This window comes from Limnothrix sp. CMB-01 (assembly GCF_055193175.1).
On sequence record NZ_CM143720.1, the window covers coordinates 443902 to 470658 of the forward strand.

The 26757-nt window shown below is 55.5% G+C and carries 29 protein-coding genes; 12 read left to right on the forward strand and 17 right to left on the reverse strand.

The genetic code is table 11. The features are described 5' to 3' along the window. Positions 1–19: 19 nt before the first annotated feature. A complete protein-coding gene (locus tag ACZA91_RS01805; protein ID WP_463184405.1) occupies positions 20–1960 on the reverse strand; it encodes an ABC-F family ATP-binding cassette domain-containing protein in 1941 nt (646 codons plus the stop codon). A gap of 145 nt (positions 1961–2105) precedes the next feature. Between ACZA91_RS01805 and ACZA91_RS01810 the strand changes: the two genes are divergently transcribed. From ACZA91_RS01810 to ACZA91_RS01820, 3 genes are all read left to right on the forward strand, one after another. Then, positions 2106–2408 (forward strand): nucleotidyltransferase family protein, encoded by a 303-nt coding sequence (locus ACZA91_RS01810; RefSeq protein ID WP_463186373.1) that lies wholly within the window; start codon positions 2106–2108, stop codon positions 2406–2408. 111 nt (positions 2409–2519) lie between these two features. Next, entirely contained in the window at positions 2520–2930 is a 411-nt protein-coding gene (locus ACZA91_RS01815) for an STAS/SEC14 domain-containing protein (RefSeq protein WP_463184407.1), read from the forward strand. After that, positions 2927–3349 carry an HNH endonuclease gene (locus tag ACZA91_RS01820; protein WP_463184409.1) on the forward strand — a complete coding sequence of 141 codons (423 nt, stop codon included), beginning with the start codon at positions 2927–2929 and terminating at the stop codon, positions 3347–3349. Before ACZA91_RS01815 ends, ACZA91_RS01820 begins: the two co-directional genes overlap by 4 nt. 62 nt (positions 3350–3411) lie before the next feature. Here ACZA91_RS01820 and ACZA91_RS01825 read toward each other — a convergent pair whose 3' ends face one another. Together ACZA91_RS01825 and ACZA91_RS01830 are read right to left on the reverse strand one after the other, a co-directional pair. Further along, positions 3412–3771: an element excision factor XisI family protein gene (locus ACZA91_RS01825; RefSeq protein ID WP_463184410.1), complete on the reverse strand. Its 360-nt coding sequence runs from the start codon at positions 3769–3771 to the stop codon at positions 3412–3414. After that, the gene (locus ACZA91_RS01830; protein ID WP_463184412.1) at positions 3759–4175 is read right to left on the reverse strand and encodes an element excision factor XisH family protein; all 417 of its coding nucleotides are present in this window, start codon (positions 4173–4175) and stop codon (positions 3759–3761) included. Before ACZA91_RS01830 ends, ACZA91_RS01825 begins: the two co-directional genes overlap by 13 nt. 314 nt (positions 4176–4489) lie before the next feature. On the opposite strand from ACZA91_RS01830, the gene ACZA91_RS01835 reads away from it, so the two are divergent. Beyond that, positions 4490–5659 carry an ATP-binding protein gene (locus ACZA91_RS01835; RefSeq protein WP_463184414.1) on the forward strand — a complete coding sequence of 390 codons (1170 nt, stop codon included), beginning with the start codon at positions 4490–4492 and terminating at the stop codon, positions 5657–5659. A 487-nt stretch (positions 5660–6146) separates the two neighbouring features. Then, positions 6147–7931, forward strand: coding sequence for an ATP-binding protein (locus ACZA91_RS01840; protein ID WP_463184415.1), 1785 nt, complete (start codon positions 6147–6149; stop codon positions 7929–7931). A 179-nt stretch (positions 7932–8110) separates the two neighbouring features. Here ACZA91_RS01840 and ACZA91_RS01845 read toward each other — a convergent pair whose 3' ends face one another. Then, complete coding sequence (locus ACZA91_RS01845; RefSeq protein ID WP_463184417.1) at positions 8111–9508, reverse strand: hypothetical protein; 1398 nt, start codon at positions 9506–9508, stop codon at positions 8111–8113. On the opposite strand from ACZA91_RS01845, the gene ACZA91_RS01850 reads away from it, so the two are divergent. Next, the gene (locus ACZA91_RS01850) at positions 9507–10451 is read left to right on the forward strand and encodes a DMT family transporter (RefSeq protein WP_463184418.1); all 945 of its coding nucleotides are present in this window, start codon (positions 9507–9509) and stop codon (positions 10449–10451) included. The genes ACZA91_RS01845 and ACZA91_RS01850 overlap by 2 nt on opposite strands. A 79-nt stretch (positions 10452–10530) precedes the next feature. Here the strand turns inward: ACZA91_RS01850 and rpsU are convergent, their stop codons facing one another. The 3 genes from rpsU to ACZA91_RS01865 all read right to left on the reverse strand — a co-directional run bounded on the left by rpsU (position 10531) and on the right by ACZA91_RS01865 (position 11535). Further along, entirely contained in the window at positions 10531–10710 is a 180-nt protein-coding gene (gene rpsU, locus ACZA91_RS01855) for a 30S ribosomal protein S21 (protein ID WP_099532024.1), read from the reverse strand. A 185-nt stretch (positions 10711–10895) separates the two neighbouring features. Continuing rightward, a complete protein-coding gene (locus tag ACZA91_RS01860) occupies positions 10896–11381 on the reverse strand; it encodes a DUF2752 domain-containing protein (RefSeq protein ID WP_463184420.1) in 486 nt (161 codons plus the stop codon). 28 nt (positions 11382–11409) lie between these two features. After that, positions 11410–11535: a hypothetical protein gene (locus ACZA91_RS01865; protein WP_463184421.1), complete on the reverse strand. Its 126-nt coding sequence runs from the start codon at positions 11533–11535 to the stop codon at positions 11410–11412. A gap of 36 nt (positions 11536–11571) precedes the next feature. Here ACZA91_RS01865 and ACZA91_RS01870 point away from each other — a divergent pair, with 36 nt between their 5' ends. After that, positions 11572–12939: a UDP-N-acetylmuramoyl-tripeptide--D-alanyl-D-alanine ligase gene (locus ACZA91_RS01870; protein WP_463184423.1), complete on the forward strand. Its 1368-nt coding sequence runs from the start codon at positions 11572–11574 to the stop codon at positions 12937–12939. 42 nt (positions 12940–12981) lie between these two features. On the opposite strand, the gene ACZA91_RS01875 is transcribed toward ACZA91_RS01870, so the two are convergent. Both ACZA91_RS01875 and ACZA91_RS01880 read right to left on the reverse strand, forming a co-directional pair. Then, positions 12982–13656, reverse strand: a complete 675-nt coding sequence (locus ACZA91_RS01875; protein WP_099532027.1) for a pentapeptide repeat-containing protein — start codon at positions 13654–13656, stop codon at positions 12982–12984. A 46-nt stretch (positions 13657–13702) separates the two neighbouring features. Beyond that, on the reverse strand, positions 13703–15025 hold the full coding sequence (locus tag ACZA91_RS01880) for a DICT sensory domain-containing protein (RefSeq protein WP_463184424.1): 1323 nt from the start codon (positions 15023–15025) through the stop codon (positions 13703–13705). Between the two features lie 55 nt (positions 15026–15080). On the opposite strand from ACZA91_RS01880, the gene ACZA91_RS01885 reads away from it, so the two are divergent. Then, a complete protein-coding gene (locus tag ACZA91_RS01885) occupies positions 15081–15368 on the forward strand; it encodes a hypothetical protein (protein ID WP_463184426.1) in 288 nt (95 codons plus the stop codon). Positions 15369–16002: 634 nt separating this feature from the next. On the opposite strand, the gene ACZA91_RS01890 is transcribed toward ACZA91_RS01885, so the two are convergent. Both ACZA91_RS01890 and ACZA91_RS01895 read right to left on the reverse strand, forming a co-directional pair. Continuing rightward, positions 16003–16734, reverse strand: a complete 732-nt coding sequence (locus ACZA91_RS01890) for a hypothetical protein (RefSeq protein WP_190531645.1) — start codon at positions 16732–16734, stop codon at positions 16003–16005. Between the two features lie 930 nt (positions 16735–17664). Then, positions 17665–18135: a hypothetical protein gene (locus tag ACZA91_RS01895; protein WP_099532031.1), complete on the reverse strand. Its 471-nt coding sequence runs from the start codon at positions 18133–18135 to the stop codon at positions 17665–17667. 336 nt (positions 18136–18471) lie between these two features. On the opposite strand from ACZA91_RS01895, the gene ACZA91_RS01900 reads away from it, so the two are divergent. Both ACZA91_RS01900 and ACZA91_RS01905 read left to right on the forward strand, forming a co-directional pair. Then, entirely contained in the window at positions 18472–19359 is an 888-nt protein-coding gene (locus ACZA91_RS01900) for a Tic22 family protein (protein WP_158234332.1), read from the forward strand. Positions 19360–19520: 161 nt separating this feature from the next. Continuing rightward, on the forward strand, positions 19521–20300 hold the full coding sequence (locus tag ACZA91_RS01905) for a Tic22 family protein (protein ID WP_190531641.1): 780 nt from the start codon (positions 19521–19523) through the stop codon (positions 20298–20300). A 126-nt stretch (positions 20301–20426) separates the two neighbouring features. On the opposite strand, the gene petA is transcribed toward ACZA91_RS01905, so the two are convergent. Together petA and petC are read right to left on the reverse strand one after the other, a co-directional pair. Further along, positions 20427–21389 carry a cytochrome f gene (gene petA, locus ACZA91_RS01910; protein WP_190531639.1) on the reverse strand — a complete coding sequence of 321 codons (963 nt, stop codon included), beginning with the start codon at positions 21387–21389 and terminating at the stop codon, positions 20427–20429. A 52-nt stretch (positions 21390–21441) separates the two neighbouring features. After that, positions 21442–21981: a cytochrome b6-f complex iron-sulfur subunit gene (gene petC / locus ACZA91_RS01915; protein ID WP_190353823.1), complete on the reverse strand. Its 540-nt coding sequence runs from the start codon at positions 21979–21981 to the stop codon at positions 21442–21444. A 291-nt stretch (positions 21982–22272) separates the two neighbouring features. On the opposite strand from petC, the gene ACZA91_RS01920 reads away from it, so the two are divergent. Further along, positions 22273–22590: a DUF3067 family protein gene (locus ACZA91_RS01920; protein WP_099534508.1), complete on the forward strand. Its 318-nt coding sequence runs from the start codon at positions 22273–22275 to the stop codon at positions 22588–22590. On the opposite strand, the gene ubiE is transcribed toward ACZA91_RS01920, so the two are convergent. The 4 genes from ubiE to ACZA91_RS01940 form a co-directional block, all read right to left on the reverse strand. Beyond that, positions 22587–23288, reverse strand: a complete 702-nt coding sequence (gene ubiE / locus ACZA91_RS01925) for a bifunctional demethylmenaquinone methyltransferase/2-methoxy-6-polyprenyl-1,4-benzoquinol methylase UbiE (protein ID WP_190531637.1) — start codon at positions 23286–23288, stop codon at positions 22587–22589. The two genes, ACZA91_RS01920 and ubiE, sit on opposite strands and share 4 nt — an antisense overlap. Before the next feature lie 205 nt (positions 23289–23493). After that, positions 23494–24333, reverse strand: coding sequence for a prephenate/arogenate dehydrogenase (locus tag ACZA91_RS01930; RefSeq protein WP_463184431.1), 840 nt, complete (start codon positions 24331–24333; stop codon positions 23494–23496). 91 nt (positions 24334–24424) lie between these two features. After that, entirely contained in the window at positions 24425–24595 is a 171-nt protein-coding gene (psb34, locus tag ACZA91_RS01935; RefSeq protein WP_143473129.1) for a photosystem II assembly protein Psb34, read from the reverse strand. Between the two features lie 86 nt (positions 24596–24681). Next, complete coding sequence (locus ACZA91_RS01940) at positions 24682–25542, reverse strand: thiazole synthase (protein WP_190353830.1); 861 nt, start codon at positions 25540–25542, stop codon at positions 24682–24684. A 407-nt stretch (positions 25543–25949) separates the two neighbouring features. On the opposite strand from ACZA91_RS01940, the gene nblR reads away from it, so the two are divergent. After that, positions 25950–26669, forward strand: a complete 720-nt coding sequence (gene nblR, locus ACZA91_RS01945) for a response regulator transcription factor NblR (RefSeq protein WP_099534505.1) — start codon at positions 25950–25952, stop codon at positions 26667–26669. Positions 26670–26757: the final 88 nt, after the last annotated feature.

Genomic DNA, 26757 nt, shown 5'->3' on the forward strand with positions numbered 1-26757 from the left:
TGTGATCGAATTCTGAATCCTAGGATTCAGCTAGCTCAGACAATTCAAGCCAGCGCTCCGTTCCCTGATCAATTTGGTGACTGAGATCCGCCAGCTTTTGCGATAATTTCTCGACCTCGCTATAGCCACTGGGGGGATTTTCATAGAGGCGCTTTTCAATGGTCGCTTTTTCCTCTTCCCACTGGGGTAAATGGGTTTCCAAATGTTCTAGTTCGCGCTTTTCCTTGTAGGACAATTTGCGCGATCGCCCCTTAGGCGAACTACTTTGATCCAGCTCTGGCGTGTTTGCAGCACTAGCCTTCTTCTCAGCCGATCGCCCGTTTTTCTCGGGGGCATCGCTAGACACATCGGGCGATCGCAAATCCAAATACACCGAATAGTTACCGGGATATTGGCGAATTTGACCGGCTTGCTCAAAGGCGAAGATTTTTTCAACGGTGCGATCGAGAAAATAGCGATCGTGTGACACCACAATCACACAGCCATTAAACTCCTCCAAATATTCTTCCAACACCGCCAAGGTCTGCACATCCACATCGTTGGTCGGTTCATCCAAAATCAACACATTCGGCGCTTCCAGCAACACCTTCAGCAGGAACAAGCGCCGCCGTTCGCCCCCCGAAAGTTTGCTGATCGGCGCATATTGTTGATCGGGTGGAAACAGAAACCGCTCCAACATTTGCGAGGCGGTGATGATTTGCCCGTCGGCGGTTTTCACCAGCTCTGCCGTTTCCTTCAGGTAATTTAGCACTCGCATATCACCCTTATCAGACAAGTCATCCGAGTGCTGATCAAAATAGCCAATTTGGATCGTGCTACCGCGATCGACCTGGCCCGCTGTAGGTTCCAACTTACCCATAATCAGGTTCATCAGTGTTGATTTCCCCACCCCATTACCGCCGATAATTCCCACCCGATCGTCCGGCATAAACTGATAGGTGAAATCACGAATCAAGACCCGATCACCCACTTCATAGGTCAAATTCTCCAGCTCGATCACCTTCTTACCAATTCGTCGGCCCGCCGTGGCAATTTCCACCTTGCCCGAACTGGCTTTAAATTCCGTTTCGCGCATGTCTTGGATGCGATCGATCCGCGCCTTCTGCTTGGTGCTGCGAGCTTTCGGGCCGCGCTTCAGCCACTCTAGCTCCCGCCGCAATACCCCTTGAAATTTGCGCTGGCGGCTGTTTTCGGCCGTTTCCACTTCTGCCTTTTTCTCCAGGTAATAGCCATAATTCCCGGCATAGCTGAACAGATCGCCGCGATCAAGTTCCAAGATCCGATTCGTCACCCGATCGAGAAAGTAGCGATCGTGCGTTACCAACAACAACGCCCCGCGAAACTGTTGGCGCAAATAATCTTGTAACCAGTTCACCGAGTCCGCATCTAGGTGGTTGGTTGGCTCATCCATTAACAACAAATCCGGTTGGGCTAACAGCGCCGCCGCCAACGCAATTCGCTTCCGATAGCCCCCGGAAAGCGTCCCCACCTTTGCTTCAAAATCCTCAATTCCTAACTGAGACAGCACAATTTTTGCCTGGGTTTCCAATTCCCAAGCGCCCGCCGCCGCCATCTTGTCGCCCAGGCTGGCCAACTGCGCCATCACCAAATCCAACTCCGGCCCCGTCGTATGGCCCAGCCGGTGGGACAAATCCTCGTATTCCCGCACCAGCGCCATTTGCTCGCCACTGTCGGCAAACACCTGCTCCAGCACCGTGCGATCGGGATCGAGGGGCGGATCCTGGGGCAAATAGACCAAGCGATAGTTGGGGTTCACCAGTCGATCGCCCCGATCGATCGGCTCCAGCCCCGCCAGCATCTTCAGCAGCGTGGACTTGCCCGAACCATTGGTGCCAATCAAGCCAATTTTGTCCGTCGGCTCAATGCTAAAGGTTCCATCCCGCAGAATTTCTTTGATTCCAAAATCCTTGTGGGCATTCTTCAGAGACAGCAGACTCATGCGATCGGGCAGGGGCTAAACACTACTGTCTATGATTCCACGGCCCGCCGCGATCGCCCCCACGACCTTTGCTACGATCGACCCATTGCCCCGACATCCCACCCGATTCATGCCAGCGATCACGCCTTCAGTCACCCCCGCGACCTTGGAATTGCGATCGCACCTGATCCATTACCGTGAGCAAATCCAGGCGATCGCGGCAGAACATGGCATCAGCCACATTCGCATTTTTGGTTCTGTGGCCCGAGGCGAAGCAACTGCCGAAAGTGATATCGATTTCTTGGTGGAGATGGAACCCGATCACAGTTTGCTCGATCACATTGGCTGCATTCAGGATCTATCAGACTTATTGAATTGCCCGGTTGATGTTGTCACCCTCAAAAATATTCGCGAAGAATGGCGCGATCGCATCCAACAAGAGGCGATATCACTGCCATCAATGAGTTGAGCAAGTTAGATTGATCGGCACTAAGCCCACTACAACTGATATCCAGATTTCATAAGTAATTATTGATTCCAGGAAGACAAATTTTTCAAGTCAGGAGATTGACCAAGCACTATGAACCTTCAGGATTTACGATCACAGGCTGCCACTTGGCCAGTGCGCGATCGATTGATCTTAATCGGCGAATTAATTCGATCGTTGTTCCTATCATGGCCATCTGTTCCCAATGCGACAAAGAAACGCCCAGTCATCCTGAGTGCTGATGAATCTCGATTGCTATTGGCGATTAATCAGGCGATTCCTGTAGAGCTGCAAGAACATTATCACTATCTCTTGATGCAGCGCGATGCAAATGCTCTGACATCAGAAGAATATTCAGAGTTAATTACGCTAGGCGATCGCATCGAAAATCTAGAAGCCGAGCGTTTAGGGAACTTGCTGCAACTAGCGCAACTCCGACAGACTTCCTTAGATCAACTCATGATTGATTTAGGTCTACTTCAATTACCGACAGTTATTGAATGAGTCGTCGAATTTCATCTGCAATTCGTACAGCCGTTGAAATACGCGCTGCTAACTGCTGTGAGTATTGTCGTAGCCAAGTTCAGTTTGCACTACAGGCATTTTCCATTGAGCACATTATTCCTGTCAGTCAAGGAGGTGAAACAGCTTTAGAGAACCTAGCCTTGGCTTGTCAGGGTTGCAACAATCATAAATATAATAAAATCTCTGCGATCGATCCTTTGACTGGACAGATGACCGGTTTATTCAATCCTCGACAGCAGGTGTGGAACGAGCACTTTGCTTGGAATGAAGACTGTAGCTTGGCAATTGGCTTAACACCGATCGGGCGGGCAACTGTCGAAGCATTGAAGCTAAATCGATCAGGTGTGGTGAACTTACGAAAACTACTCAAGTCTATCAATCGTCATCCACCTGATTAAGTCGAGTAGGTTGGGTTGAGCAGTGCGAAACCCAACGCGGCCACAGCTAATTCTTGCTGGAGTTAATCGATCGCGTAGCCCGTATATTGCCGAACGGTGGGAGCATGGAACGCTAAGACGATGTGATCTTTCGGAACTCCCAAATCTGTTAGCTCATTAGCAATCCCGCCTTCAATGCCATCGTAGTGAATCCAGATTTTTTGGTTCCGAATTTCGGCATGAACTAGGCAGCCATGCACTCGTCGATTCTCTTCCCAGCCTTCTTGCATGAGCAGGAAATGATTGCGATCCTGGTCAACCACCAAATAGGTCGTCACATCTCCATAGCGATAGGGCAACTTGGCATAATCGCTAAGGATTTTTTCTAGGAGCGATCGCCATTGATCGAGGTTAGGAGCTGTCTTGACTTCTAAGGCTTCCATTCTGCAATTTTCTCCGTTTTTGCATCAAAAACAACCAAATGAAAACCCGGTTCTTCTAATAAAAGTTGACCGATCGACTCTTGAAAAATCGTATTAAAAGTTTCTTGAGTCACGGCCAAGTACAGAATTCGATCGGGTTCGCGTTTCTCTAGAGCGCGAGCATACATAAAAAACTGTCCCCAGGCATTTTCGAGATCGCTGACAAGAGAGGCACTGAGAAAGCTTTTAATCTCGATCGCAATCTTTTCAGAACCGCGTTCAGCCGCAATTAGGCGTTCTGCACCCAAATCGACAAAGACCGATCGCGCACCAATTTTTAGAATCAAGGGATCATCCGTAATCGTCCAGCCATCATCAATTAGGGCATTGCAAACAGTTTGGTGATAGAGATCTTTAGCAGGCATGACCCTATTTTAGTTGAGTAGTCGAGTAGGTTGGGTTGAGCCTGTAGGGTGGGCAATGCCCACCTCCGCCCATAGCCCATCGCTAAAGTAATTTGATTGCACTTCGAGAAGCGGCGATCATTGTTTTGAGAATGGATGTCGTTTTGGCGAAATATGTGGTGGGCAGTGCCCACCCTACTCGTTATGCCCCAAATCATCGTAGACAAGGGGGTTAGGCTCCTTGCCCCTCACGATCGACTAGCGCCTTAGTGAGGTTGTTAGGATGGGCAGAGTTGCTGGTCTGATCGCCCCTCAGTGAAGCAACGAGGCTAAGATTGTCACAAATTTTTGTGGGAATCGCGATCGTGCCCCCATCCTCCTCTGCTTCGACCGGCTTTCCGTTCACCTTTGGCCAGCCGATCGCCGATCGAGCCAAGCTGGTCGGACGCGACGATACCATCAGCGATATTGAATCCCATCTGTTTTGCGAATCGCCGCGTTGTGTGAACCTGCATGGGGCGGCGCGGCTGGGCAAGTCGTCGTTGCTGCACTATTTTGCAACCCAGGCGGCGAACATTGCCCAAGCCAACCATCTGGGCACTTGGGTGGTGACGGGGGTTTCGCTCAAAGATCCCGGATGCCGCACGGTGAATGGGTTTCATCAGCGGCTTTTGCAGGATTTGTTGGGGCAGCCGGTGATTCAGGGCAACTCCCCGATCGCAACGGAGGTGCAACGGGCGATCGCAACGGTCAACCAAGACAGCGCCCAGGATGGCAGTTGCATCAAGCCGGTGTTGGCGGCGTTGCGGTTGGCGGGTTGGCGCTGGTTGATTTGTCTGGATGATTTTGAAGATGCGATGGATCATCCCGAGGAGTTTGGGATGAATTTTTATGATGGGTGGCGATCGCTGACCCAAAATTCACCGCTGTTGTTGGTAGTGGCTTCGCGGCGGGATGTGGAGATTTACAGCCGCGAAAAGAAGATCACATCGGACTTTTTCAATGTGTTGCAGAAGGTGAATTTGTGTCTGCTGAGTCGGGAAGAGGCAGAGGCGCTGTTGAGTGGTTCGGGGGCGGGGTTGAGCGCTGCGGACAAGGCGGCGGCGCTGAGGTGGGTGAAGCAACCGGAGGGGTATGCGCCGGAGTTGTTGCAAAAGGCGGGGGCTTGCTTGTGGCGATCGCGGCGTGAGGGCAAAACGCTGGATTGGGCCCATCAAAAGTTTTTGGCGCAAACGCGATCGGTGGAGCTGCCGTCGGAGCCGCAACCGGGGCGGGGGAAGCGAATTTTGGTGGTGATGTTGTGGCCGTTCAAAGCGGTGGGGCAATCTGCAACGTGGTTGGGGCTAAAGCTGGACGAAGTGGAAGCAGTTGCCAAAGGGATACTCATTTTCATTGCAATTGGAGGAATTGCAGTTGGAGCCTGGACATTTCCACAGGTGAAAAAGGCAGTCAACAGCGTGATTGAGTTTCCAAATCGAGCACTGGAGCCGAGCAATGAGAAATAAACCGAAAAAGGCTCAGGCTTGGGCACAGTTTGGGCGATCGGTTCGCTCTGCCCTGCGATTACTCTATTTCAGCTATTTCAAACCTTTTTCGCTCCAAGCTAAACTAAAGACAATCCACCCTGATTTAAAGTGGGACTCTAATCCCTTTTTTTTCCTCAAAAAAGATCCAAACAATCGACGATTGCAGGCTTATGCAAACCAAGCTTGGTGGTTGATAGCGGTTGTACCGAGCATGATCGCCATGGTCAATGTTGGGCTAGCGCAGTTCGTCATTTCTGACTTCATGAAAGATTTCTATTTTGACTTCATGAAAGATTTCTATTGTGTCAGTACCGTATCAATTGCAGTGGGCTGGTTAATTGGATTGATTTTAGCCCGTCAAGGCTGGTCACAACGTCATGGCTCTTTGATGGCGGCTGTCATACTCACCATAGGGCTAGGGTTGAGTTTATTAATAGGACTATTAATGTCTGGTGAGCTTGGTCGAATGGGGGTCGTCGCGGCGTTCGGCGTGGCGGAAGGCACAGCGTTAGGCGTGATGTACGGCACGGGCGTGGCGGTTTTTTTTAGGTATATGCGACTCTTTTCAGACCCTTTTTGGTTCATTTGGTCAATCGTTTTAGATCGATTGGTTATTGATAAATCCATAGCCAAATTCATTCCTTATTTTCCCCACCGTCTAAATGAAATTATTTACCTACCATTACCATTTTTGGATAAGAACCTGCTCAGACTCTACCGGGAATCACCGCAACTGGGCAAAGCCGAATTAGAGTATCTACTCCAATTTACCAACCAAGAAAAGCTAGCAAGGCAAGTGATGATCTTCGTCGCTGTTGATCGCCTAGCCAGTTGCCAAAACATTCAAGCAATCGATGCGATTTCCCGAGAAATTGCCTGGATTCCGTCCCGGCAATCAGATCAGAACCAAGATCATATCAATCGCATTCTCTTAAGTTTTCTGGACTTGGCTGGCGATATCCGAGCCACCAACGCGGCCACTAGCCCCTATCGCCAACAGCAAAACCTAGAATTGCCCAAGCAAGACCTGGAAACCCTCAAGGCCGATATTGCCGCCCTGCCCGATCCTGCCTTAATTCCCGATCTGTTGCGGGCCGTGCGCCAATGGCAGCAGGCGATCCAAGATTTGCAAGACCGCCTCAGCGAAGCCGCCCAACGCACCGGCGAACTCCCCAACCCCTACAGCCCCAACGCCAGCCTGATTGACACCGCTGCCGTGCAACAGTTTCGGGGGCGGCGCGATGTGTTCCAAGAACTCGAAAACCTGGCCCAAGCCAGCTCGCCGCCCATGCTGCTGCTGTGGGGCAACCGCCGGATGGGCAAAAGCTGGGCCCTCAACTATTTGCCCCGTTGCCTCAACAGCGAAATTGTGCCCCTGCGCGTAGATCTGCAAGGCTCCGCCGGTACCACCCGTAGCCTGGCCGGCTTTGCCCGCAGCCTCGCCAAAGAGATAATCGAATCCGCCAACCAGGCCCACAAGCTGCGCCTGCCCCCACCCAACGCCCAAGCCCTGAACGATGATCCCTTCGCGGAACTCCAAACCTGGTTCAGCGAGATTGAACGGTGCTGTCCCAACCGCCGCTTCTGGCTTTGCTTGGATGAATACGAACGCCTAGAGGAACTGATCAGCGCCACCGGCAGCCGCGCCCCCCTCAACTTTTTCCGCTACATCTTCCAAAACCGCCGCGCCTGGACGCTGTTGTTTTGTGGCTCCCACGACCCCGGCGAACTCAACCCCTACTGGAGCGACTACCTGATCAACACCCGCACCGTCAAAGTCTCCTACCTCAGCGAAGCCGACAGCCGCGACCTGATCATCAAACCCGAACCCCAACGCGACTTCCCCGAGATCTACGACCCCGCAGCCGTCGATCGAATCTGGCACTGGACAGCCGGCCACCCCTACTGGACTCAAAACCTCTGCTTTGAAGTGGTGCAACTGCTGAACCGCGAACAACGCCGCCGCGCCACCGTGGAGGATGTCGATCGCGCCCTCGATCGGGCCACCGAATCCGGAGGCGCAATCCTGCGGGAATTTTGGGACAACTCCCTCACCGCATCCCAACGGGCCGCCCTGACTCAACTGCTGACCCAGCAGCCCCTCCGCCCCGAAGACGATCGCCCCCTGCAAAAGCTGCTCCACAAAGAAATTCTCCGCCCCGACCCCAACAGCCCCAGCGGCTATCGGCTCTGGGTTCCGCTCTATCACCACCACCTCACCACCGCCCAACCCTGGCGCGATCGCCCCTGAGAAACCATCCCAGCAGTAGGGTGCATGGGAGAACGCTTGGCCATGAACGACCATTTCCCCATCCCTCCCATGCACCGCAGCCGATCGCGCAAAAACAACAATCCCCGGTGCATGGGAGTACCAATCAACCCTCTCGTAACCATGGGCGATCGCCCGGGAAAGGCTGGGTCGTTCTTGCCCTAGCGAGCTTGGGTGGCAGGAGCATCCGGGGCAACATTGGGCTGCGGAGTCATGGGTTGGTAGCGCTGGAGCGCTTGGTTCGCAAACTGGCGCAACTGTTCAGCCTTGGCGTAGGCAGTGCTGGCCGGGTGAACCCGCTCCAAGTTGTTTTCGATCTCCTGGAGCGTTCCCAACAGTCGGGGATTGCTGGGGTCAGCAGCGGCCAGGGTGCGCCATTGGGCGATTTGCCGATCCGCTTGTTCCAAAGACTCGATCGACTGGCGCTCCAAAGCCTCCCGCTGCTTGGCAATTGCCAGATTTTGCGCATATTCCGCCCGGAGTCGCTGGGCGGCCGCAAATTGCGGATCATCATCCTTAATTTGGGTCAACAGGGCCAAGGCCTCTTGCCACAGGTTTTGCACCACCCGCCACTGTTCCACCGGGTGAGGAGGTTTTTGAGCAGCCAAGGCCGCCCGAAACCCATATTCCTTGGCCCCCGTGATCAGGCTGCCCACTTGCTGCCGCCCCACCGCCCGACCAGTGACCGATTGAAAGTCTCGATCGATCCCAACCAGTTTGGCCCGTGCTTGCCGCCCGGCCAAGGTTTTCTGGGGCACTTCCCGCAGGCGATCGATTCCTGACTGCCAATCACCGAGAGCCGCGTTTTGGGCGCTGCTGTCCTTGGCGCTTTGGTGCTGTTGGCGGGCCGTTTCCACGGTTGCCAAGGCCTGATTCAACAAGGCTTGGGCATTGCGCTCCTGAAACACTTGCGCTTCCAAACGGGCCACGGTTTGGCGGGCGGCGGCAAATTCATCCAACGTGAATCGCCACCGGCATGAAAACAGGCTGCAATAAGTCTTTGGCCGAGACCCCAAAAACCAAACGGGCAGGCGATCGAGCGCTGCTTGGGCCGCTTGGGTTTTGGTGGCTCCCAGTTCAATATCGGCCGCACTGGTGGCATTGTCGAGCAATTGCTTGGCCTGGGCCGTGGCGGCGGTGGCGGCTCGATAATCTTGATCCATCATCCAAAAGCTGGGCAGCAACAGCAATGGCGCGTTGTCTGCCACCACATTCCGAATCGGCGGCAATGGCAGGTTGGCCAGGGCAATTCCCCCCGTCGCCACCACCACGCCCGCCAAACCACAGCCCCAAGATCCCCAAGCCCAAAATCCCCAGCCCGTCTTAGGCTGGTTAAGGCGAGCGGCGGACTTGAGCAAGCCCAGATCAAAATCCGGGAAAGCATCACTCACGATCGCCCGCAGATCTTCAAAGCTGGCCGGCTCGCCAGACTGCAACCGCAACTTTTCTAACCGCTGCCACAGCACTTCCTTGGGAATCCGGGCGGCGGGTTGTTGTTGATAGCGGGCACGGATAGCTCCCTTCAGGAGTTGGTAAGCACGATCATTGAGGCGAGACATGATCCACGGGGTAGAAAGGGCCGATCGCGAGCAATGGTTGAACCCGATCGCGCTGTTAGTTGCGGGCGTACTTTGGGGAAGTACCTATGTTGTTGTCAAGTCTAGTTTAGAGGCCGTTTCCCCGAGCATTTTGATGTTGGTGCGGTTTGGCATTGCCACCATTACTTTGTTGCCGATCACCCTTTGGAGCGGTTTGCCGAAAAATTCAGCCGCTTGGGCGGTTACTGGGCGCGGAGGCTTGGAATTAGGCTTCTGGATGGCCTTGGGCTATGTGGCTCACACGATCGCGCTGCAATACACTACAGCGGGGCGTAGCGCGTTTATCACCGCCCTCTATGTAGTCTTGGTTCCATTGCTGACGGGCGTTGCGGGCCAGCGGCTGTTCCCTAAGGTTTGGTGGGCGGCGGCGATCGCGGCGTTGGGGGTGGCGTTGCTGTCCTACGATGGCGCACCGCCCAATATTGGGGATTTGTGGAGCGTGGGCACGGCTATCACTTGGTCTTTTTATATTTGGCGGATGGAGGCCTACGCGGCTCGGGCCCAAGTGCTGTGGCTGTCGTTGATTCAGTTGGGGATCACGACTCTGGCGGCGGCCCTGTGGGTGTGGGGGGCTTCATGGGCAATTTCGTCGGCAATTTGGAACCCCCAAACCATTCCTTGGCTAGATTTGGTCTATTTGGGAACCTTTGCCACGGCGGGCACGGCCTGGTTGCAGGCGATCGGCCAGCGATCGGTGGCGGCTCCGGTGGCGGCGATTTTGTATACCTTGGAGCCAGTTTGGGCGGCCCTGATGGCGGCGGCTTGGTTGGGGGAACAGTTGGGCGATCGGGGCCGGGTGGGAGCGGCTTTGGTGCTGGGGGCCTGTTTGCTGTGCCAGCTCCCGGTGCGATCGCTGGGGCGGCAACTGGGCCGGGCGATCGCCTCAGTTTGGCATCGACCTTAGAAACCGGCAAAAAACAGAGCGGGGACATAGGCTCACCTCCCTTGTCCCCGCTCAATACGGTGCAATTGCTCAAAAAACTTTACCGATAACGGCGCTTCCGGCGGGCAGCAGCGGCCTTACGCTTGCGCTTTTCGATCGGGGTTTCATAGTACCGGCGATATTTCACGTCCGCCAAGATACCGGCTTTCGAGACTTGGCGCTTGAAACGGCGTAGCGCGGATTCGATTCCTTCGTTTTCACCCAAAACCACTTGGGTCATGCGGTTTCACTCCTTGCGATAGGTGGACAAAATATGGCGCACAGGCCCAAAGGCATGACGCTGACTCTTTTGAGGCAAATTGGGCGCTGGCAAAAGAGGGCGATCGCTAAGAAAATCGCCAAATATCTATCGTACCAAATGGAACCACTTTGGGCGGAATCGTTTGCGGGAGTTGTGGCCGGGTGCTAACCACCAAGCCACTGACCCAGGGGCGATCGGCTCCAGGCCAGGGCTGCCGCGCCGCTGCCCCACAGGCCGTAGAGTCGGGCGCTGTACCAAACCAGCCCGAGAATCAGCAGCCCGCGCCCGATCGCCCGCCGAAGCGATCGCCCGATCGGCCAAACCAGTCGCCGCCGCGCCCGTAGTTCCACAGCCCATTGCAATCCCAAACCCAGCAAGACCCCAAACAACAGGGGGCCGAAGGGATGGTAGCCGATCGCCCCTGGCCAGTCTCCCCGGGCGATCGCTACGAATGATCGGGTTAAGCCACAGCCGGGACAGGGCAACCCCGTCAACCAGTGAAAGGGACAGATCAGCGATGAAGTTTGGTGACTGTGGGCCAGCCATTGGGCCGCAACGATCGGGGAGGCCACCAGCGACAGGCCGATCAACCGGTGCTGGCGATCGGCGGGGGCGAGGGAACGGTGAACCAACAGCGGTCGTTGCATCATGAAACGAGGTTAATCAACAATTGGGTTTTCAGGAATTGGGTCGATCGCGATCGCCCGTGGGAGCGGCCGCCGGAAAGAGTCCATGGCCAGCAGCATCCCAACCAATCAGCCCCAGGTTTAGCAACGGCTGATCCGGTGCGACGATATTAGGCAATATTTTTCAGAGATCTTGAGCATATAGGGTAGGGTCATGGGCAACGGCTTAGAAACGATCGCGCCATTTTCTTTGCAGGAAGTGGCCCACATCACGGGAGCAACGATCCAGCACTTACCCGATCGCGCCTTGGCCCAGCCGATCGCCCAGGTCAACACCGATAGCCGGACGATCGGGGCGGGCGACCTGTTTGTGGCCCTGCGGGGTGAGAATTTCGATGGGCGATCGTTTGTGCCGGGGGCGATCGCGGCGGGAGCCGTGGCGGCGATCGTTGAGGAGCCGATCGACCAGCCCTATCCGCAACTGATCGTCCCCAATGCCCTGACGGCCTATCAGGCCTTGGGACGAGCCTGGCGCGATCGGGCAAACATCCCTGTCGTGGGCGTGACCGGTTCGGCGGGCAAAACTACCACCAAGGAACTGATCGCCGCCGTCCTGGGCACAGCGGGTCAAGTTCACAAAACCCACGCCAACTTCAACAACGAAATTGGCGTACCCAAAACCCTTTTGCAAATCACCGGAGCACATGATTTCGCTGTGGTGGAGTTGGCCATGCGCGGTCGGGGACAAATTGCCGAGCTAACCCAAATTACTCGCCCAAATGTGGGGCTGATCACCAACGTGGGCACGGCCCATATTGGATTGCTGGGATCGGAACAGGCGATCGCGGAGGCCAAGTGCGAACTGCTGACGGAAATGCCGATCGACAGTGTGGCGGTGTTGAATGCCGACTGTGCCCGGCTGATGGAGACGGCCAGCCGCCTTTGGCCGGGGGAAGTGATTGACTACGGTTTTGCTAACGGAACCTTTCGCGGTCAATTGCTAGATGCCCAAACCCTGAGCGTGGAAGGCAAAACCTTTCGCCTCCCGTTGCCCGGTCGTCACAATGCCCTCAATTTTCTGGGCGCTTTGGCCGTGGCCAAGGTGTTGGGGGTAGATTGGGAGCCGATCGCGGCGGGCTTGGCGGTGGAATTACCCGACGGGCGGGCCCGTCGCCACGACTTGCCCAATGGGGTGACCCTGTTGGATGAAACCTACAATGCTGGTTTGGAGTCGATGACGGCGGCTCTGTACCTGTTGGCGGAAACACCGGGGCAGCGGCGCTTGGCGGTTTTGGGAACCATGAAGGAATTGGGCGATCGCGCGCCCGAGTTCCATCAACAGGTGGGTGAGTTGGCGCGAGATTTACGCCTGGAGGGTCTGTTAATTTTGGCCGATGACCCCACGGCCTTGCATCTTGCAGCGGGGGCTGAGGGTATTCCCTGCGAAACCTTCACCACCCACGAAGCACTGATCGATCGCCTGCAAGGGGAGTTGCGATCGGGAGATGTTTGGCTCCTGAAGGCTTCCCGATCGGTTGGCCTCGATCGGGTGGTGCGGGCCCTGTTGGCTCCGGATCGCTAAACCCACTTGAAGCCAACTGGGCCAAGGACTAAATGCCCAGGTTCAGGGCTGCGGGGGTTCCGGCGGCAAATCCAGGGCGATCGCCCCTCGCTGGTTCACCCCCGTCACACGCGCTTCCAACCAGTTGGCACAAAGGCCGTAGGCATTGGTGAAATCAGCCCCCGCTAAATTAGCCCCCTGGCCGTTCACCTCTTCCAAATTGGCTCCGGTTAAGCTGGCTCCGGCCAAATCGGCCTGGCTTAAGTCCGCCCCCTGCAATTGGGCTTGGCTGAGGTTGGCTCCCCGCAAGTCGGCTCCTCGCAAGTCGGCTCCCCGCAGATTGGCTCCGGCGAGGTTGGCCCCGCTCAGAACCGCCCCGATCGCCATGGCCCGAGTCAGGTTCGCCCCCATCAGGATCGCTCCCCGAAAATTAGCCCCCCGCAGATCCGCTTCCGCAAAATCCGCCTGGGTTAAATTGGCCCCAACCCAAATTCCCCGGGCGATCGCCCCAGTTGCTTGCAGTCCCACCCCATTCACACCTGAAAGCACCGCCCGGTTTAAGCAAGCGTGGCGCAGGTCTGCCCCGGTCAAAATAGCTCCCACCAACCGACTCTGACTCAGATCCGCCCTGGATAGCTGGGCCTCTTCCAAGTCCGCACCCGTCAGATCCCGATCGGCTAGCTGCAAAAGCTGACCATCGCGAATGGCATCCAAATCAAGCGGAGAAAGACTAGTCATAACACCGGCCAAACTGAAAGTGATGGAGTTGAGCAGGGGGAATTGCCTAGGAGATCGCCCCCTCATCCAACAGCCACAACCCCGAGGAAGCTCGCAGCGACATCTGTGGCAATTCCCAGCCCTGTTGCAATCCCTGGGCTAACAGGGTCAAAGCCTCCAAAAGCTTTGGATCCCAGCGGCCTGACTGATCGCGGTAGTGCTGCAAAATTTCATTCGGTTGCTCACCGCGCGATCGACGGTGCTGGAAGTCGGCACAAAGGGCCACCACTCGCGACTCCAGCGGAATAGCATCCCCCGCCAACCCCGAAGGCTGCCCGGAGCCGTCCCAATGCTCCGTTAAATGGTTCAAGATGTGGGCGATCGGGCGCAAGCGCGGCATCACTCGCAACACCTGCACCGCACTGAGATCGCAGCAATCGGCAGATGGGTCAGCCAGCCCTTCACGCCAAACGGCGGGCCAACGGCCCAAGCGATGGAGCGCGGCGGCCAATCGCATTCGTTTGAGTTGGGCCGCTGGCAAATCCAGCAATTGCCCGATCGCCTCCGTCAGCGCCGCCACTTCCGCCGCCGATCCAGAATTTTGCCCATCGGACAGTTCCAGCAGTTCCGCTAATCGCAAAAATGCCTGTAATTCGTTGGAAACCAGGTTTTGATCCAGAGGGGCCCCCACTTCAAACCCCAATTGCCCCGGTTGCAATGCCGGGTGGCGATGTTGATGGGTGGCTTGCAAGTAGTTCACCACCTGCTGGGTAATGGTTAACCAGTCTTCTCCTGGGGCCGTGGCCTGCTCTTGGGCCACCGCTGCCAATTGCCGTTGGAGCTGTTCTGCGAGGGCTGGTTGATAGCGAGCCACCCGTTCCACCAGCAAGGCCGCACCGCGATCGACCCACTGGGGTACAAAAGTCCACAAGCCATAGAACTTACGCTCTAAGTCCGACTGGGGCGGCCCTTCGGGGCCATAGTCCGCCGCCGTCAATTCCTGGCAAAGCACCATGGCACAGTAGGACGGCGACACGATGGTTAAGTGCCATTCTTGGGCGACCGGATCCGTGGGACTGAGGGGCACGATCGCCACGTTCGATCGCTGGCTGGTGGGATCTTCCGCAAACCCCGCATCCGGCGCAGCTAGAATCACAATCTGGCGCGATCGATCCGCCAACTGCCCATAGCGATCGGCCTCTTGCAAATACCACTTACCCAGTTGAAATGCCGCCAGCACCACCGGCCGGCCCTGGGACTGGGCGATCGCATCTTCCAAGGCATGGCACAGGGCCACAAGCGTATTTTTGTAATAGACCCCCAAGTGGAGCGTTGCCCCGTCCACCCGGGCCAAATCCGTTAATTGCTTCAGAATCGATTCAGGTAACACAAGCGATTAACTACAAGCGAGGGATGAGGGCGATCGAAATTGGGGCGATCGTGCAATGGCGGCATTACCAGCCCAACAGTCCTTCATTCTCGCCTATTTCCAGGCCCCGGCTTGCGGCCAACCGCAAAGAACCACCATCACCCCATTGCCATCTTGGCCTCATCATCATCAGAATTTCCGCCCAATAGCAGCGATCTCCGCGTTCGATCGCCCGCCGGACTTTCGCAACTTTTTTAAAGATTTGATGAAGACGGTAGCCAAAAACTTGTCGAATCCCCTGTTCCTAGGGAATAATCAGGACAGCAACTCAGGCGAGAGAACACAGATGCTGACGCTCTCTTGAGTTTGTCTTTGCTCTCAACCTCTGTCTTGGATAACTAGGCGAGCAGCCCCAGGGTGCATTCGCAGTTTTAGCTCAGCTTTACCTGAAACCTTAATCGTTAGGGTAGGTCAACGCAGGGAGCCGCCAAGCAACGCTTGATGAGTTACGGGGGGTAACTCACTAGCCGGTGGTTCCACGGAAGCCTGATTTGAGCAAGATTTCGATAAAAAAAATCGGAATCGCGAGGGGGGAAGGCGACTCCGAATTCGTCTACGTCTTTTGGGAGGAAAACTTGAGGGCTACTTGAACGTGGCCCTTTGGCTTTCGCTCTAACTGGATATTAGCATTTCACGAAGCAAAAGTTTAGTCTTCTTGTAGAATTTTTACCAATTCTGGGTGAGATACGGGCCGAAAAGCTTCCCAATCACCGGAATTGGGGTTTTCTAACCTGAAAATTGGAACAACCAGCCAGGGAGCGCAATCCGGCTCGGTGATCCGGAGCAGAGCATTGAAATAAGTCCTTGGACGCAGATCGGGGATGACGCGGGGGAGTGATGAGACACCCCCAGCCGCGTGCCTCCACGATCGTTGATGATTGGCGAGTGCCTCAAGATACTTTTCGGGCATCTCCTCAGTTCGGCGTTGGCGATTCAGCTTAGGGAGCCGGTGAACCTTGGGGCCTGGGAACTGAGGTGGTGCTCAAGACTTTTTGAGTTTTTAGATCCAACTCTGCCACATTCAGCATTTGGTCACGGGTGTAAAACACCGAAAGGCGCTGATCTTTCACCCCCGATGCGCCGTGAAACTCGTCCACATTCTCAATCAACAATGCAAAGCGCTCACCGTTGGCATCGGAAATCGCCAGGGTTTTGCGATCCTTTTCGGTCAGGCGGCGATCTTGGTTGCTGTCGGTTGTAATGACTAGATAAACGAACCCAACTGGCGTTGTGGTCGGAGGATCCGTGGGCTGGACGGGAGCGGCTAAAAGCTTTTCATCCACCCAAATCAGTCCCCGATCGGGTGGTTTGAGCCAATAGGTTTGACGTGTCAGCTCGTTAAAAAAGAGATAGTTCTGTAGGGAATCTGCCTCTTTGGAATAGGAAGAGTTGGCAAATCCACGGCTTTGTTCATAATCCTGGGTTAGGTGCAGCGGTGCGCGTAAGGTATTGGTTCCCTCGATTCGCGCAAAATTTCCCAATCGGGTTCGGGTTTCAATCGATTGGGTTTGGTCAATGTTCATCACCTGCGAAGCTGAGTGCGATCGCGCGTTGTGCAGCAGCATTGAGATCAGGGCTAATCCCATCACACCCAGAGAGAGCAAACCACCCAACAGGATCAGGACTGCATTCACACGCCAGATTTGGACAAAGACTTGTCGAAGTTTCATAGACAGCAGGCGCAATGATAATAGGCGCAATAGTTAGAATTAGTTGATTGAATTGGCATTGCGTTAGTGCCAAGTTAGCCTGCACTCCAGTCAGCCAACTCAGCCGATCGAGTGCTAGATATGAATCCAGTTTAGAAACCCGGTTCAGAAAGCCAGTTCAAGTTCCCAATCAAAATTCTATAGACCATTCAAGCGCTGATGATTCCGGTGTCGGCCACTTTGCGGCGCGATCGCTCATCGGGGCATGATCAATGGTTAATTGTTAATTTTTGATTATCCATCGAAAATTGTTCAAATCTCAGGCCGTTTTCTCTAGTTCAGCAGTTCACCAAAAATTGTTTAAATCAAGTCTAATTAATTATCAACCAGCTCGAATTAAATTCAAAACAACCTATTGCAGTCTAGAAATTTTTCCTGTCAATTAGGCTTGCAGAAAATAGCAATAAAAAATCCCCCAACGGAGGATTCTGTCATAACAGGTCAGTCCAGATTCCAAAGCATTCATGCAATCTGGGAGGTTACATGATACTTAGTCGCGAAACAGCCGAATGATGGAAAACACGATGCTCAGAAACCAGCTTCAACAACTGACTCATTGACTTTCAATTTGCCTCAAACCATGCACCTGACTTTCGCCCCTGAGCATGACTGGGGAGTGAGACAGCGTTACCATGATGAAGCTCGATCGATCCCAATGAGGCAGTTGCTCCGGGTCATCTCAACTCGTCACCACAATTCAAACAACCAGAGGTCAGAAATCACTAAACTCGCGCTAAATTAACCTTCAGCCAACCCTAAACCAACGCTGAACCAGTAATGAAAAGATTCGATCGATTGAGATCATCTTTGTCTCTGGATTGATCAATCTCTGGATTGATCAAATATTGTTGGTCAGTTTTGCCAGTTAGGTTGTCGAATTTAGCCACGCCTTTAGCCACGACGTTCATCACCACGGCGTGGGGGATCTTGATTGCTAACCGCGCGGGCCACGACCAAGAGGGCTTGGGATGAGTCTTGATCATGAGCAGAGGTTGCCTGAGCGACCAACGGGGCAGCATTTTGGATCACGCCTGCCGCTGTGATGGTCACAACCCCAGTGGCGATCGCTGCACCTACGCGGGCGAACAGGGACGGCTTGGTAGGGGAAATGTGCATTTGAGTCATACAACCTCGTGCAATATTGAGAGTCTCTAGTCCTTCTTTCGGTTGACCTTTCGCATTTCGGGAAAACTGCAACCGATCGCTCTGAAACTGACAATAGAAGGTCTCAAAACCAGCACGAGGATTGGCATTTTCACTTTCGCAACTGAGCTTCAGACTTTGATTGATCCGGATCAGTTCATAAATTGACCTTGAGCACAGTAACGTTGCGCTCTCAAGGGTTTGGAACGTTTCAGCCATTCCAGAAGGGATGGTGCTAAGCGGGGCAATTTAGAAACTGGCACGAATACTTCGCGAAATTTTTAAAAATCTTCAGCTTTAACAAGAGGTCGTATTATGAGATGGCAATTCCATCGAGACTCCAAGCCCGATCGCCCCGAACAGGCTGACACTGGCGCGTAAACGTTTTTCATCACCAGACGCTCTGGCACTGTTGAGGGTGAAAGCGTGCAAACGACAGCGTTAAATCACTATCGACTTGGGATCAGCTCGTTTGGGTATCTAACTCGCTTCATTTAGACAGCCAGCCAGTGCATTCACCCGGGCTGTCGCTTTCCGAGACTCAGGAGGCTTTTCGTGAAATCGTTGTTTTCTCGCGCTTCAGCCGCAACCCTGGCCGCCGTGAGCGCGGTGCTGGGATCGATGGTCTGTTTCCCTTCGATCGTGCAGGCCCTGAGCACCGATGAAATTGTGCGGCGCTTGGATGTGGTGCCGTTGTTTTCCGTCACCCAAGAAAATGGCCAGCCCATTTTGGTGTTCCCCAAGCAACAGAACCAACCGGCCGCCGAACCCAAACCGGCTGATGGCGCAATTTTGCACTTTGTGGATCCGGAGGATGTGCGGGCTTTTGCGAATCGCGTCCAAAGCGAAGCGCCACCTGAATCCCGCAAAGTTAGCTTGGCTCTGTTGACGCTGGGCCAGTTCTATCGGATGTGGACGGAGGCTCAAAATAAGCCAGAAATGCCCGACTTGGTGGTCACCCCCAGCAAGGAAGATGTGGAAGCGGCGATCGCGATTTTGAAGCAACAGGGCCAGTCCGTTGAGCAATTTGCGGGGATTCCGTTGTTTTATGCGGTAGATCCCCAAGCGGAGGATGCGCCTCTGACGCTGCGGGCAGACAATCGCGAAGTGGTGCCGTTTTTCTTCAGCAAGCGAGACTTGCAAGCGATGCTGGATGATTACAAACAGCGTCAACCAGACATCATCAACCGGGCCCAACTGCGGGTCTTTACGCTGGATGGACTGATTGAGGAGCTGAAAAAGGCCACGGATCCTAACTCGTTAGTGGGCAGTGTGCGCTTGATTCCGTCCTCTTCGGCAGCGGCGTTTTATATGCGGGCCATGCGATCGAACCAACCCGGTCAGCCCAATGGTCAGGGTGCTGGGCAGTCGGGTGCTCGCCCTGCCACTCCGGCTCCCGCGAGCGGGGCTGCTGGGTTGGGAGGACAACCGGCTAATCGCTAATCGCACCCGCTAATCATCACACCCGCTAAATGGTGTGCAAAACCGACCGGGGCAATTAGCGCACTGGTCGGTTTTGATTTTGGAAAGTGGGTTAGCTCCTAGACTGGTTTGGGAATCGCCCTGGGCATGGAACCAGGCGCATGAACGGTTTGATCAACAGGATGGAATGGACGATGGTGAGTTTGGGATTGCGAGAGCGTTGGCAGTCAGTGCGATCGAACTGGCGGCACTTGGCTGGAGGCTGGGCGATCGGCTCCCTGGCTTGGTTGGCCGCGATCGGCCCCTTGGCAGCGCTGCCCCCGGAGGAAATTGCCCGCAAATTAGAAGCCGTGCCGGTTTTTGCCCTCACCGATGCCCAAGGTACGCCCGCCCTGATTGATGTGGGAAATGCCGATGGCCAGCGCACAACGGTGGCTCGGATGTTTTTGAACCCGCAAGATGCCCAAGAGTGGCTGAAGCGACTGCAAGCGGGAGCCGTGAGTTCATCCAGCGAATTACGGGTCAATGCCATTCCCCTGTCGGCAATCTATGAGCTGTTGCAGAAACCATCCACCGAATATCAATTGCAACTAATCCCTGATTTGGAAGAGGTGAAATTAGCCCGGGAACTGTTGGCATTAAATCAACAACCGCCGGAAAAATTGCAGGGAATTCCACTATTTTTGGTCACCGCAAGCGATGGGTCAGCCCCCACCTATGTCACGGTCGATCGGGATGGAACGGAAGAAATTCGCTTTTATATGGATCGGGCCCAAGCGGAAGTGGTGGCCAAAACCTTTGCGGAACAAAATCCCGAGCTAGCCGCCACCGTTCAAATTCAGGTGGTGGATTTTGATGAGTTTCTTTCGGTTCTTTCGGAGCGGGAAGATGAGTGGCTATCGCGGGTGCGGATTATCCCTTCCCAAAATGCCCAGGCGTTTTTTGAAACCATGGGCAACTAGGCTGTTTTTGAAATCCCAATCAAGCTTGAACCGTTGATTAACCCCAAAACAAAGCCCCCACTCATGAACTGAGCAGGGGCTTTGCGATCGGGCAATGAAGGCACGAAGGAACCTAGGCAGCAAATCCTAGAAGTTCATTTCGGCGGCTTGTACCTTCTCCACCTGTTTCTTCTTCAGCACCAACAGAATTTGGGTGATCATCACCGCCACAAACAGGGCCAGCAGACCCAGGACGCGGTTGGGATCTTGCAGCACGATTTCCGTATCGGTTTGGCCAAAGCCGCCCACGTTCGGATCGTTGGTGATTGCTTGACCAGCCGTCACCACATCGCCTTCCTTGACGATCGGTTGCGGGCCAGCGGGGATGGCATCTTCCACCGTCGAGCCATCTTCCTTGGTGATGCTCACGCGGTAGCCACCGTCATCGGTCTTGGCGATCGAGCCGATCGTGCCAGCCGCCGAAGCGTTGTAAACCGTGTTGTTGCTCTTGTCGCCCGTGGGGTAAACCTGGCCGCGGCCACGGTTGCCACCCACATGCACCGCGTACTTGCCGAACTTGATCGCCTTGTCCTCAGCGGGGTTAGGCGACAGCACGGGGAACACGATTTCTTGGTATTGATCGCCGGGCAGCGGCCCCACGATCACCACGTTATCTTGACCTTCTGCGTAGGACTGGTAGAACAGGCCTTCGGTCTTTTCCTTCAGTTCTTCAGGAATCCGGTCTTCGGGCGCAATCTTGAAGCCGTCGGGCAGCATCAACACCGCACCCACGTTCAGAGGGCCGGGTTCACCCGTGCCGGTCACTTGCTGCACGCTGGTGTCGTAGGGGATTTTCACCACGGCTTCAAACACGGTGTCGGGCAGTACCGATTGGGGCACTTCCACGATCGTTTCCTTCTTGGCCAGGTGACAGTTGGCGCAAACGATCCGGCCCGTGGCTTCCCGGGGGGTTGCCGGAGCCACTTGTTGGGCCCAGAACGGATAGGCCATGGCAGCCTGGGGAGCTACGAAGTCGCCACCGATCAACAGGGCGATCGCGGCGATCGCGGCGATCGCACCGCGAGTCAAAACCTTGAAAGCAGTCTTCATGAGTTGTCTAAAAAGTACGGTCAGCCGCGATATTGATGAGCAATTGTAGAAATTACGACCACCAGGGTTCTTCGCCGGTGCGGAAGTCGGTTTCCGGCCAGGGGCTGAGGCTCACGTTGTCGTCATCAACCGATACGTGGGCCAAGGCGAGGGACAGGGGCGCGGGGCCGCGGACAACTTTGCCTTCGTTGTTGTACTGGGAACCGTGGCAAGGGCAAATAAATTTATTGGCGCTGGCGTTCCAGGGCACCACGCAGCCCAGGTGGGTGCAAACGGCGTTCAGACCGTAGTCGGCGATCGCCTCTTTGCTGTTGACGATCAGATAGGTGGGGTCGCCCTTGAGGCCTTGTACCAACACCCGATCTCCCACGTTGTGCTCGGCCAGGAACGAGCTGAGTTTAACGCTGTTGCCCAGAGCATCCTTAGCCGCTACGCCGCCACCAGTACCACCGGTCGAAGGAGGAATGAAGTAGCGCACAACGGGGTACAGCGCGCCCAGGGCGATACCCGTTGCCGAGCCAAAGGTCAGAAAATTCATGAACTGGCGGCGACCCATGCTGGGTACGTCCGCAGGGCTGGAAGCTTGAGCCATAATGCCTACTCGCGTGCCTTCTCTTGGGGGTTCTATAACGAATCTTAAAGATTGTATGACTGCAAGGGTGGGGTTTGAACGGGTCAAACAAAGCCACCGCAATTGCTAGGGTATTATTGCATCTCTCGGGCCAGGCGATCGCGTTGCTGAGGGGCGATCGGGCGGTCGTAACAGATCCGTATAAAACTTCATATTGCGTTACAAATAATCATGAATGGTAGGGTCAGGTTTGCAACCTGTCCTGACGGCCAGGCCCCTGCTTTTTAATCATCACCATCACTCGATCGCGCCATGACTGGTCAGGACTTACACCAATGGATTGTGGACAAGTGGGGCTTTTCCTACGATGTGCAAGTCCGCAAAATCAAAGACAAAATTTTTGTGCAGGTGATGTGGCGCTACCTGGAACAGATGTCGTTTCCGATGACGGAAGCGGAATATTTTGAGCATCTGTCCACGGTGGCCACCTACATCCAAGGCTGGGGCGCGGCGGAACAGGTGCGATCGTTTATTGAAACCACCAAAAACCGGCCCCGGCAGGGCAAGGCCGTGAGCATCCCGATCGACCTGGGCGATCGCGCCTCCGAGTGGCTACTGGATCTGCCCTAGGGCTTGGTTGCCACCAACACGCCCATCAAGCCGCCCACCAAGGGATAGTGCCGCACCGATCGAAAGCCGATCGCCTGGGCCCGCTGCACCTGCTCGCGCCCCACGGGGAACCGCTGCAAACTGGGCAGGATGTATTCATATTCAGCCGTTGCGCCAAATTGCTGGGCGACGGGAACCACCAGCCGATCGAGATAGAGTTGCTGAAATTGCTGGGCGATCGCGCTGTCGGGCCGATGGAAATCCAAAGCCGCCAAGGTCGCGCCGGTTTTCAGAACGCGATATAGCTCCCGCAGGGCTTGGTCAAAGTCGGTCACATTCCGCAAGCCATAGCCCACCGTGGCGCAGTCAAACTCCCGATCGGCAAAGGGCAAATTCAGCGCGTCCGCTTCCACCCAGGCGATCGGGGCCAACAGCCGAAACCCTTGGGGCCGCTCCCGAGCGAGATCGAGCATTTGCGCTGAAAAGTCCGCCCCCACCACCTGACCGCCCGGGCCCACCGCCGCCGCCAACCGCAGGGCCAAGTCACCGCTGCCACAACAGAGATCCAACGCGCGATCGCCGGGTTTTGCGCCGCTCCATTTCACGGTCATCTGTTTCCAAACCCGATGCAGCCCCAAACTCAACCAATCGTTGAGATCGTCATAAACAGGCGCAATCCGGTTAAAGATGCCTTGAACGCGATCGGCGGAAGCAGTCATAGGAACCCGAAAAATCCAAAAATTATGGTTGTCTTGAATCGTTTTAAAAAAAGGGAAATCAACCCCCAATTCCCGTAGGGGCGCACCGATGTGCGCCCTCGATCGATTGAGCCGCAATTACTGAGGGCGCAAGCGTTGCGCCCCTACCGGATTGGGTTGAATTGATTGAGGGCGCAAGCGTTGCGCCCCTACCAGGTTGGGTTGCTTAATCGACAAAGGCCGATCGCGCCTGTTGGGTTTGTTCATAGCAGGTTTGGAGCGCGGCCCAATCCTGTTGATCGATCGCCCCGATGATCTGATCCAGTTGGTCACGATAGCGCTGGAGCGATCGCAGCAATTCCGGCCGGTTGAATTGGGCCATCATCACCCCCAGTTCTGGATTGCCACCGCCGACCCGGCTGGTGTCCCGAAATCCCGAACTAGCCAAGGATTGAGCCAATGCCAGGGTTTCGGGGTCTGGCTCCGCTCCGCAGGCCGCAATCAGGCTGGCGCTAATTGCCACGGGCAAATGGGAAATCCAAGCCACGGCCCGATCGTGCTGTTCCGGGGTGCAGCGGTACAGGGTCGATCGCAAATCCTGGGCGATCGCCGTGACCCGCGCGATCGCCTCGGTGGGGGTGCGATCGGTGGGCGTAATCGCAAAGGGGCGACCCACAAACAAGTCCGGTAGAGCCGCTTCAATGCCGCTGTCCGCCGTGCCCGCCATCGGATGGGCCCCGACAAAGTTAGGCCACAGAGGTTCGATCGCCTGGACGATCGCTTGTTTCACCGACCCCACATCGGTCAACACTGTGTGGGGGTTGAGGTGGGGAATCAGTTGGCGCACCGTCGGTTCGATCGCCCCGATCGGCGTACACAACACCACTAAATCGGCTTCGGCCAGCAGCGACAGTTCACAACCCGCCCGATCGGCAATGCCCAGCTCGATCGCCCGGGCCGCCGTTTCCGGCCGCCGCGCCACCCCCAGAATTTCGTGCCCCAAGGGCCGCAAGGCCAAGCCCAGCGACCCACCAATCAACCCCAAGCCAACTACACCAACCTTCATAGGTCTCCAGTCCCAAAACAATGGGGCACAGCACGGCCGCACCCCAACCCCACAGCAGTCTTGATGATCCGGATAATCCGGTGGTTGGCCCCTAGGACACCACGAAGGCGATCGCCATCACCCCGAGCACCAATCCCAGACCCAGAGCGCCCAAAACCACATAGTTCCGCTTTTCCGTTGAAGAGGGCGTGTCAGCGGTATACATCTTCGGTTCTTTGGCGAAATTATTCAGGCGACCGCCATCTTCCGTGGTGTAAGGCATTTGTTACAGTCCTTTGCAATTGTTAGCAACACAGCATTAATTCGCCACTGTAACAAACATCGACCGGCCCCGGTCAAGAGTCATCCTTAGCTGCTGGTCACCAAACCGGTCAGGGGTGAGCTAGCGCTAGCCAATCCCTTCACCGGAATTCGCCCGGCTAAATAGCCCAACCGACCGGCCGCCGTACCCAGGGCCATGGCCCGCGCCATGGCGGCGGGGTTTTGGGCCTGGGCGATCGCGGTGTTAATCAACACGGCCGAAGCGCCCAGTTCCATCGCCTGGGTGGCTTCGCTGGGCGTGCCGATCCCCGCATCCACCACCACGGGAACCTTGGCGTTTTCCACAATGATTTGGATATTGGCAGCGTTTTTCAGACCCTGGCCCGACCCGATCGGGGAACCCAAGGGCATCACGGTGGCGCAGCCCGCCTCTTCCAAATGCTTGGCCAAGAGCGGATCGGCGTTGATGTAGGGCAATACGGCAAAGCCTTCTTTCACCAACTGCTCGGCGGCCCGCAAGGTTTCGATCGGGTCGGGCAGCAGGTATTTCAAATCGGGGATCACTTCCAACTTCACGAAGTTGTTGTCCTCTTGGCCCAGCAGCTTGGCCATCTCGCGCCCCAGCCGCGCCACCCGAATCGCCTCATCGGCCGTTTGACAGCCGGCCGTGTTGGGCAGCATCCAAATTTTTGACCAGTCGATCGCCTCGGCCAACCCCTCATGGCCCGGGGCTTGGGTTTGCACCCGGCGCACGGCCACGGTCACAATTTCGCAGTCACTCGCGGCAATGCAGGCCTGCATTTGCTCGATGCTGCGATATTTACCCGTGCCGGTCATCAGGCGCGATCGAAAGGTGCGACCGGCGATCGTCAGGGGCAAATCAGACACCAAATCAGTAGGGATCCAATCTTGGGCCGCAAGCGTCGGTGCATTGGAAATCTGCGTCATGGGAAATCCTGGCTGGAAATAAGCTGAGAGGGCGAACCCTTATTGTCTAACCAGTCGGACGCTCAAGGGGGTGGGATTTTTCGATCGGCTGGGGGCAGTCCTCGCGATCGCCACGATCGCTCAATGATCGCCCTGCGCCACCTCTTTGAATCCTGCGGGCGCTGAAGTTGAACGAAAACCGGAGTACGATCGAATCGAGCCAAATCTGTTTTGCTGGATGCTTAACTTCAGCGAACCATCGGCCAATGATGTGCAGATTTTGGATGCTGCTTAATCCAGAAATTGCCCTTCAATTGCCCTTTCTATGGTTATCTTTGGAGTTTAAATTATCTTTGCTTTGGCCTTGTTTGCTTTGAGCTTGACTGCTTGGATTTTGACTGATTGTTGCTGTTTTCTTGTCGCGTCCTATGGCCGGAACTGAATCCTCGATCGCCCCACCCACTAGCACGCTCAACGCTCCGATCTTGCTCGTGGAAAGTGATGATTCGATCCTTGATCGGGCCATGACGGATCTCAAAAACGCCGGGTATGCCGTCGCCACGGCCAAGGATGCCCAAGCCGGTTTGACCTATGCGCGAGACTTGCCCGTCTCCCTGATTGTGGTCGATCGGCTGTTGGTTCCCGGCGAATCGGGGTTGTGGCTATGCAATCAACTGCGGGAGTTGGGGAACGTGGCCCCCGTGCTGTTGATCATGGCCCGCGATGAAGTGGAAGACCGGGCCGCTTGCCTGGAAGCCGGGGCCGATGACTATTTGCTCAAGCCCTACCGCAGTGAAAAATTACTGGAATTGGTGCGGCTTTATCTACGCCCCACGGAAACGGGCACACCTCTGCTGCACTTTGCTGATTTGGCCCTAGATCTCGATCGCCGCACGGCCATCCGCAACGGCCACACGATCGCCCTAACCATGAAAGAATTTGAGCTATTGCGCTACCTAATGGAAAACCCGCGCGAAGTGCTCACCCGCGAGCAAATTCTCGAAAATGTTTGGGGCTACGACTTCATGGGCGAGTCAAACATCATCGAAGTCTATGTGCGCTATTTACGCCTGAAACTTGAAGACGAAAGCCAAAAACGCCTAATCCAAACCGTGCGCGGCGTGGGCTATGTGCTCCGAGAAACCTAGGCGATCGCCCCTTGGTCTCAGCCCCTCAAAACAATAGACCTCTTGCACGAATTAACCCCTTCTGATCAAGATGGGCTAATCAACGATC

What these genes read in the sequence shown, in the direction of transcription:
- ACZA91_RS01805 (WP_463184405.1), bottom strand. Translation starts at nt 1,960, where the DNA reads ATGAGTCTGCTGTCTCTGAAGAATGCCCACAAGGATTTTGGAATCAAA.
- ACZA91_RS01815 (WP_463184407.1), top strand. Translation starts at nt 2,520, where the DNA reads ATGAACCTTCAGGATTTACGATCACAGGCTGCCACTTGGCCAGTGCGC.
- ACZA91_RS01820 (WP_463184409.1), top strand. Translation starts at nt 2,927, where the DNA reads ATGAGTCGTCGAATTTCATCTGCAATTCGTACAGCCGTTGAAATACGC.
- ACZA91_RS01825 (WP_463184410.1), bottom strand. Translation starts at nt 3,771, where the DNA reads ATGGAAGCCTTAGAAGTCAAGACAGCTCCTAACCTCGATCAATGGCGA.
- ACZA91_RS01830 (WP_463184412.1), bottom strand. Translation starts at nt 4,175, where the DNA reads ATGCCTGCTAAAGATCTCTATCACCAAACTGTTTGCAATGCCCTAATT.
- ACZA91_RS01840 (WP_463184415.1), top strand. Translation starts at nt 6,147, where the DNA reads ATGGGGGTCGTCGCGGCGTTCGGCGTGGCGGAAGGCACAGCGTTAGGC.
- ACZA91_RS01850 (WP_463184418.1), top strand. Translation starts at nt 9,507, where the DNA reads ATGATCCACGGGGTAGAAAGGGCCGATCGCGAGCAATGGTTGAACCCG.
- ACZA91_RS01845 (WP_463184417.1), bottom strand. Translation starts at nt 9,508, where the DNA reads ATGTCTCGCCTCAATGATCGTGCTTACCAACTCCTGAAGGGAGCTATC.
- rpsU (WP_099532024.1), bottom strand. Translation starts at nt 10,710, where the DNA reads ATGACCCAAGTGGTTTTGGGTGAAAACGAAGGAATCGAATCCGCGCTA.
- ACZA91_RS01860 (WP_463184420.1), bottom strand. Translation starts at nt 11,381, where the DNA reads ATGATGCAACGACCGCTGTTGGTTCACCGTTCCCTCGCCCCCGCCGAT.
- ACZA91_RS01870 (WP_463184423.1), top strand. Translation starts at nt 11,572, where the DNA reads ATGGGCAACGGCTTAGAAACGATCGCGCCATTTTCTTTGCAGGAAGTG.
- ACZA91_RS01875 (WP_099532027.1), bottom strand. Translation starts at nt 13,656, where the DNA reads ATGACTAGTCTTTCTCCGCTTGATTTGGATGCCATTCGCGATGGTCAG.
- ACZA91_RS01885 (WP_463184426.1), top strand. Translation starts at nt 15,081, where the DNA reads ATGGCGGCATTACCAGCCCAACAGTCCTTCATTCTCGCCTATTTCCAG.
- ACZA91_RS01890 (WP_190531645.1), bottom strand. Translation starts at nt 16,734, where the DNA reads ATGAAACTTCGACAAGTCTTTGTCCAAATCTGGCGTGTGAATGCAGTC.
- ACZA91_RS01895 (WP_099532031.1), bottom strand. Translation starts at nt 18,135, where the DNA reads ATGGCTGAAACGTTCCAAACCCTTGAGAGCGCAACGTTACTGTGCTCA.
- ACZA91_RS01905 (WP_190531641.1), top strand. Translation starts at nt 19,521, where the DNA reads ATGGAATGGACGATGGTGAGTTTGGGATTGCGAGAGCGTTGGCAGTCA.
- petA (WP_190531639.1), bottom strand. Translation starts at nt 21,389, where the DNA reads ATGAAGACTGCTTTCAAGGTTTTGACTCGCGGTGCGATCGCCGCGATC.
- petC (WP_190353823.1), bottom strand. Translation starts at nt 21,981, where the DNA reads ATGGCTCAAGCTTCCAGCCCTGCGGACGTACCCAGCATGGGTCGCCGC.
- ACZA91_RS01920 (WP_099534508.1), top strand. Translation starts at nt 22,273, where the DNA reads ATGACTGGTCAGGACTTACACCAATGGATTGTGGACAAGTGGGGCTTT.
- ubiE (WP_190531637.1), bottom strand. Translation starts at nt 23,288, where the DNA reads ATGACTGCTTCCGCCGATCGCGTTCAAGGCATCTTTAACCGGATTGCG.
- ACZA91_RS01930 (WP_463184431.1), bottom strand. Translation starts at nt 24,333, where the DNA reads ATGAAGGTTGGTGTAGTTGGCTTGGGGTTGATTGGTGGGTCGCTGGGC.
- psb34 (WP_143473129.1), bottom strand. Translation starts at nt 24,595, where the DNA reads ATGCCTTACACCACGGAAGATGGCGGTCGCCTGAATAATTTCGCCAAA.
- ACZA91_RS01940 (WP_190353830.1), bottom strand. Translation starts at nt 25,542, where the DNA reads ATGACGCAGATTTCCAATGCACCGACGCTTGCGGCCCAAGATTGGATC.
- nblR (WP_099534505.1), top strand. Translation starts at nt 25,950, where the DNA reads ATGGCCGGAACTGAATCCTCGATCGCCCCACCCACTAGCACGCTCAAC.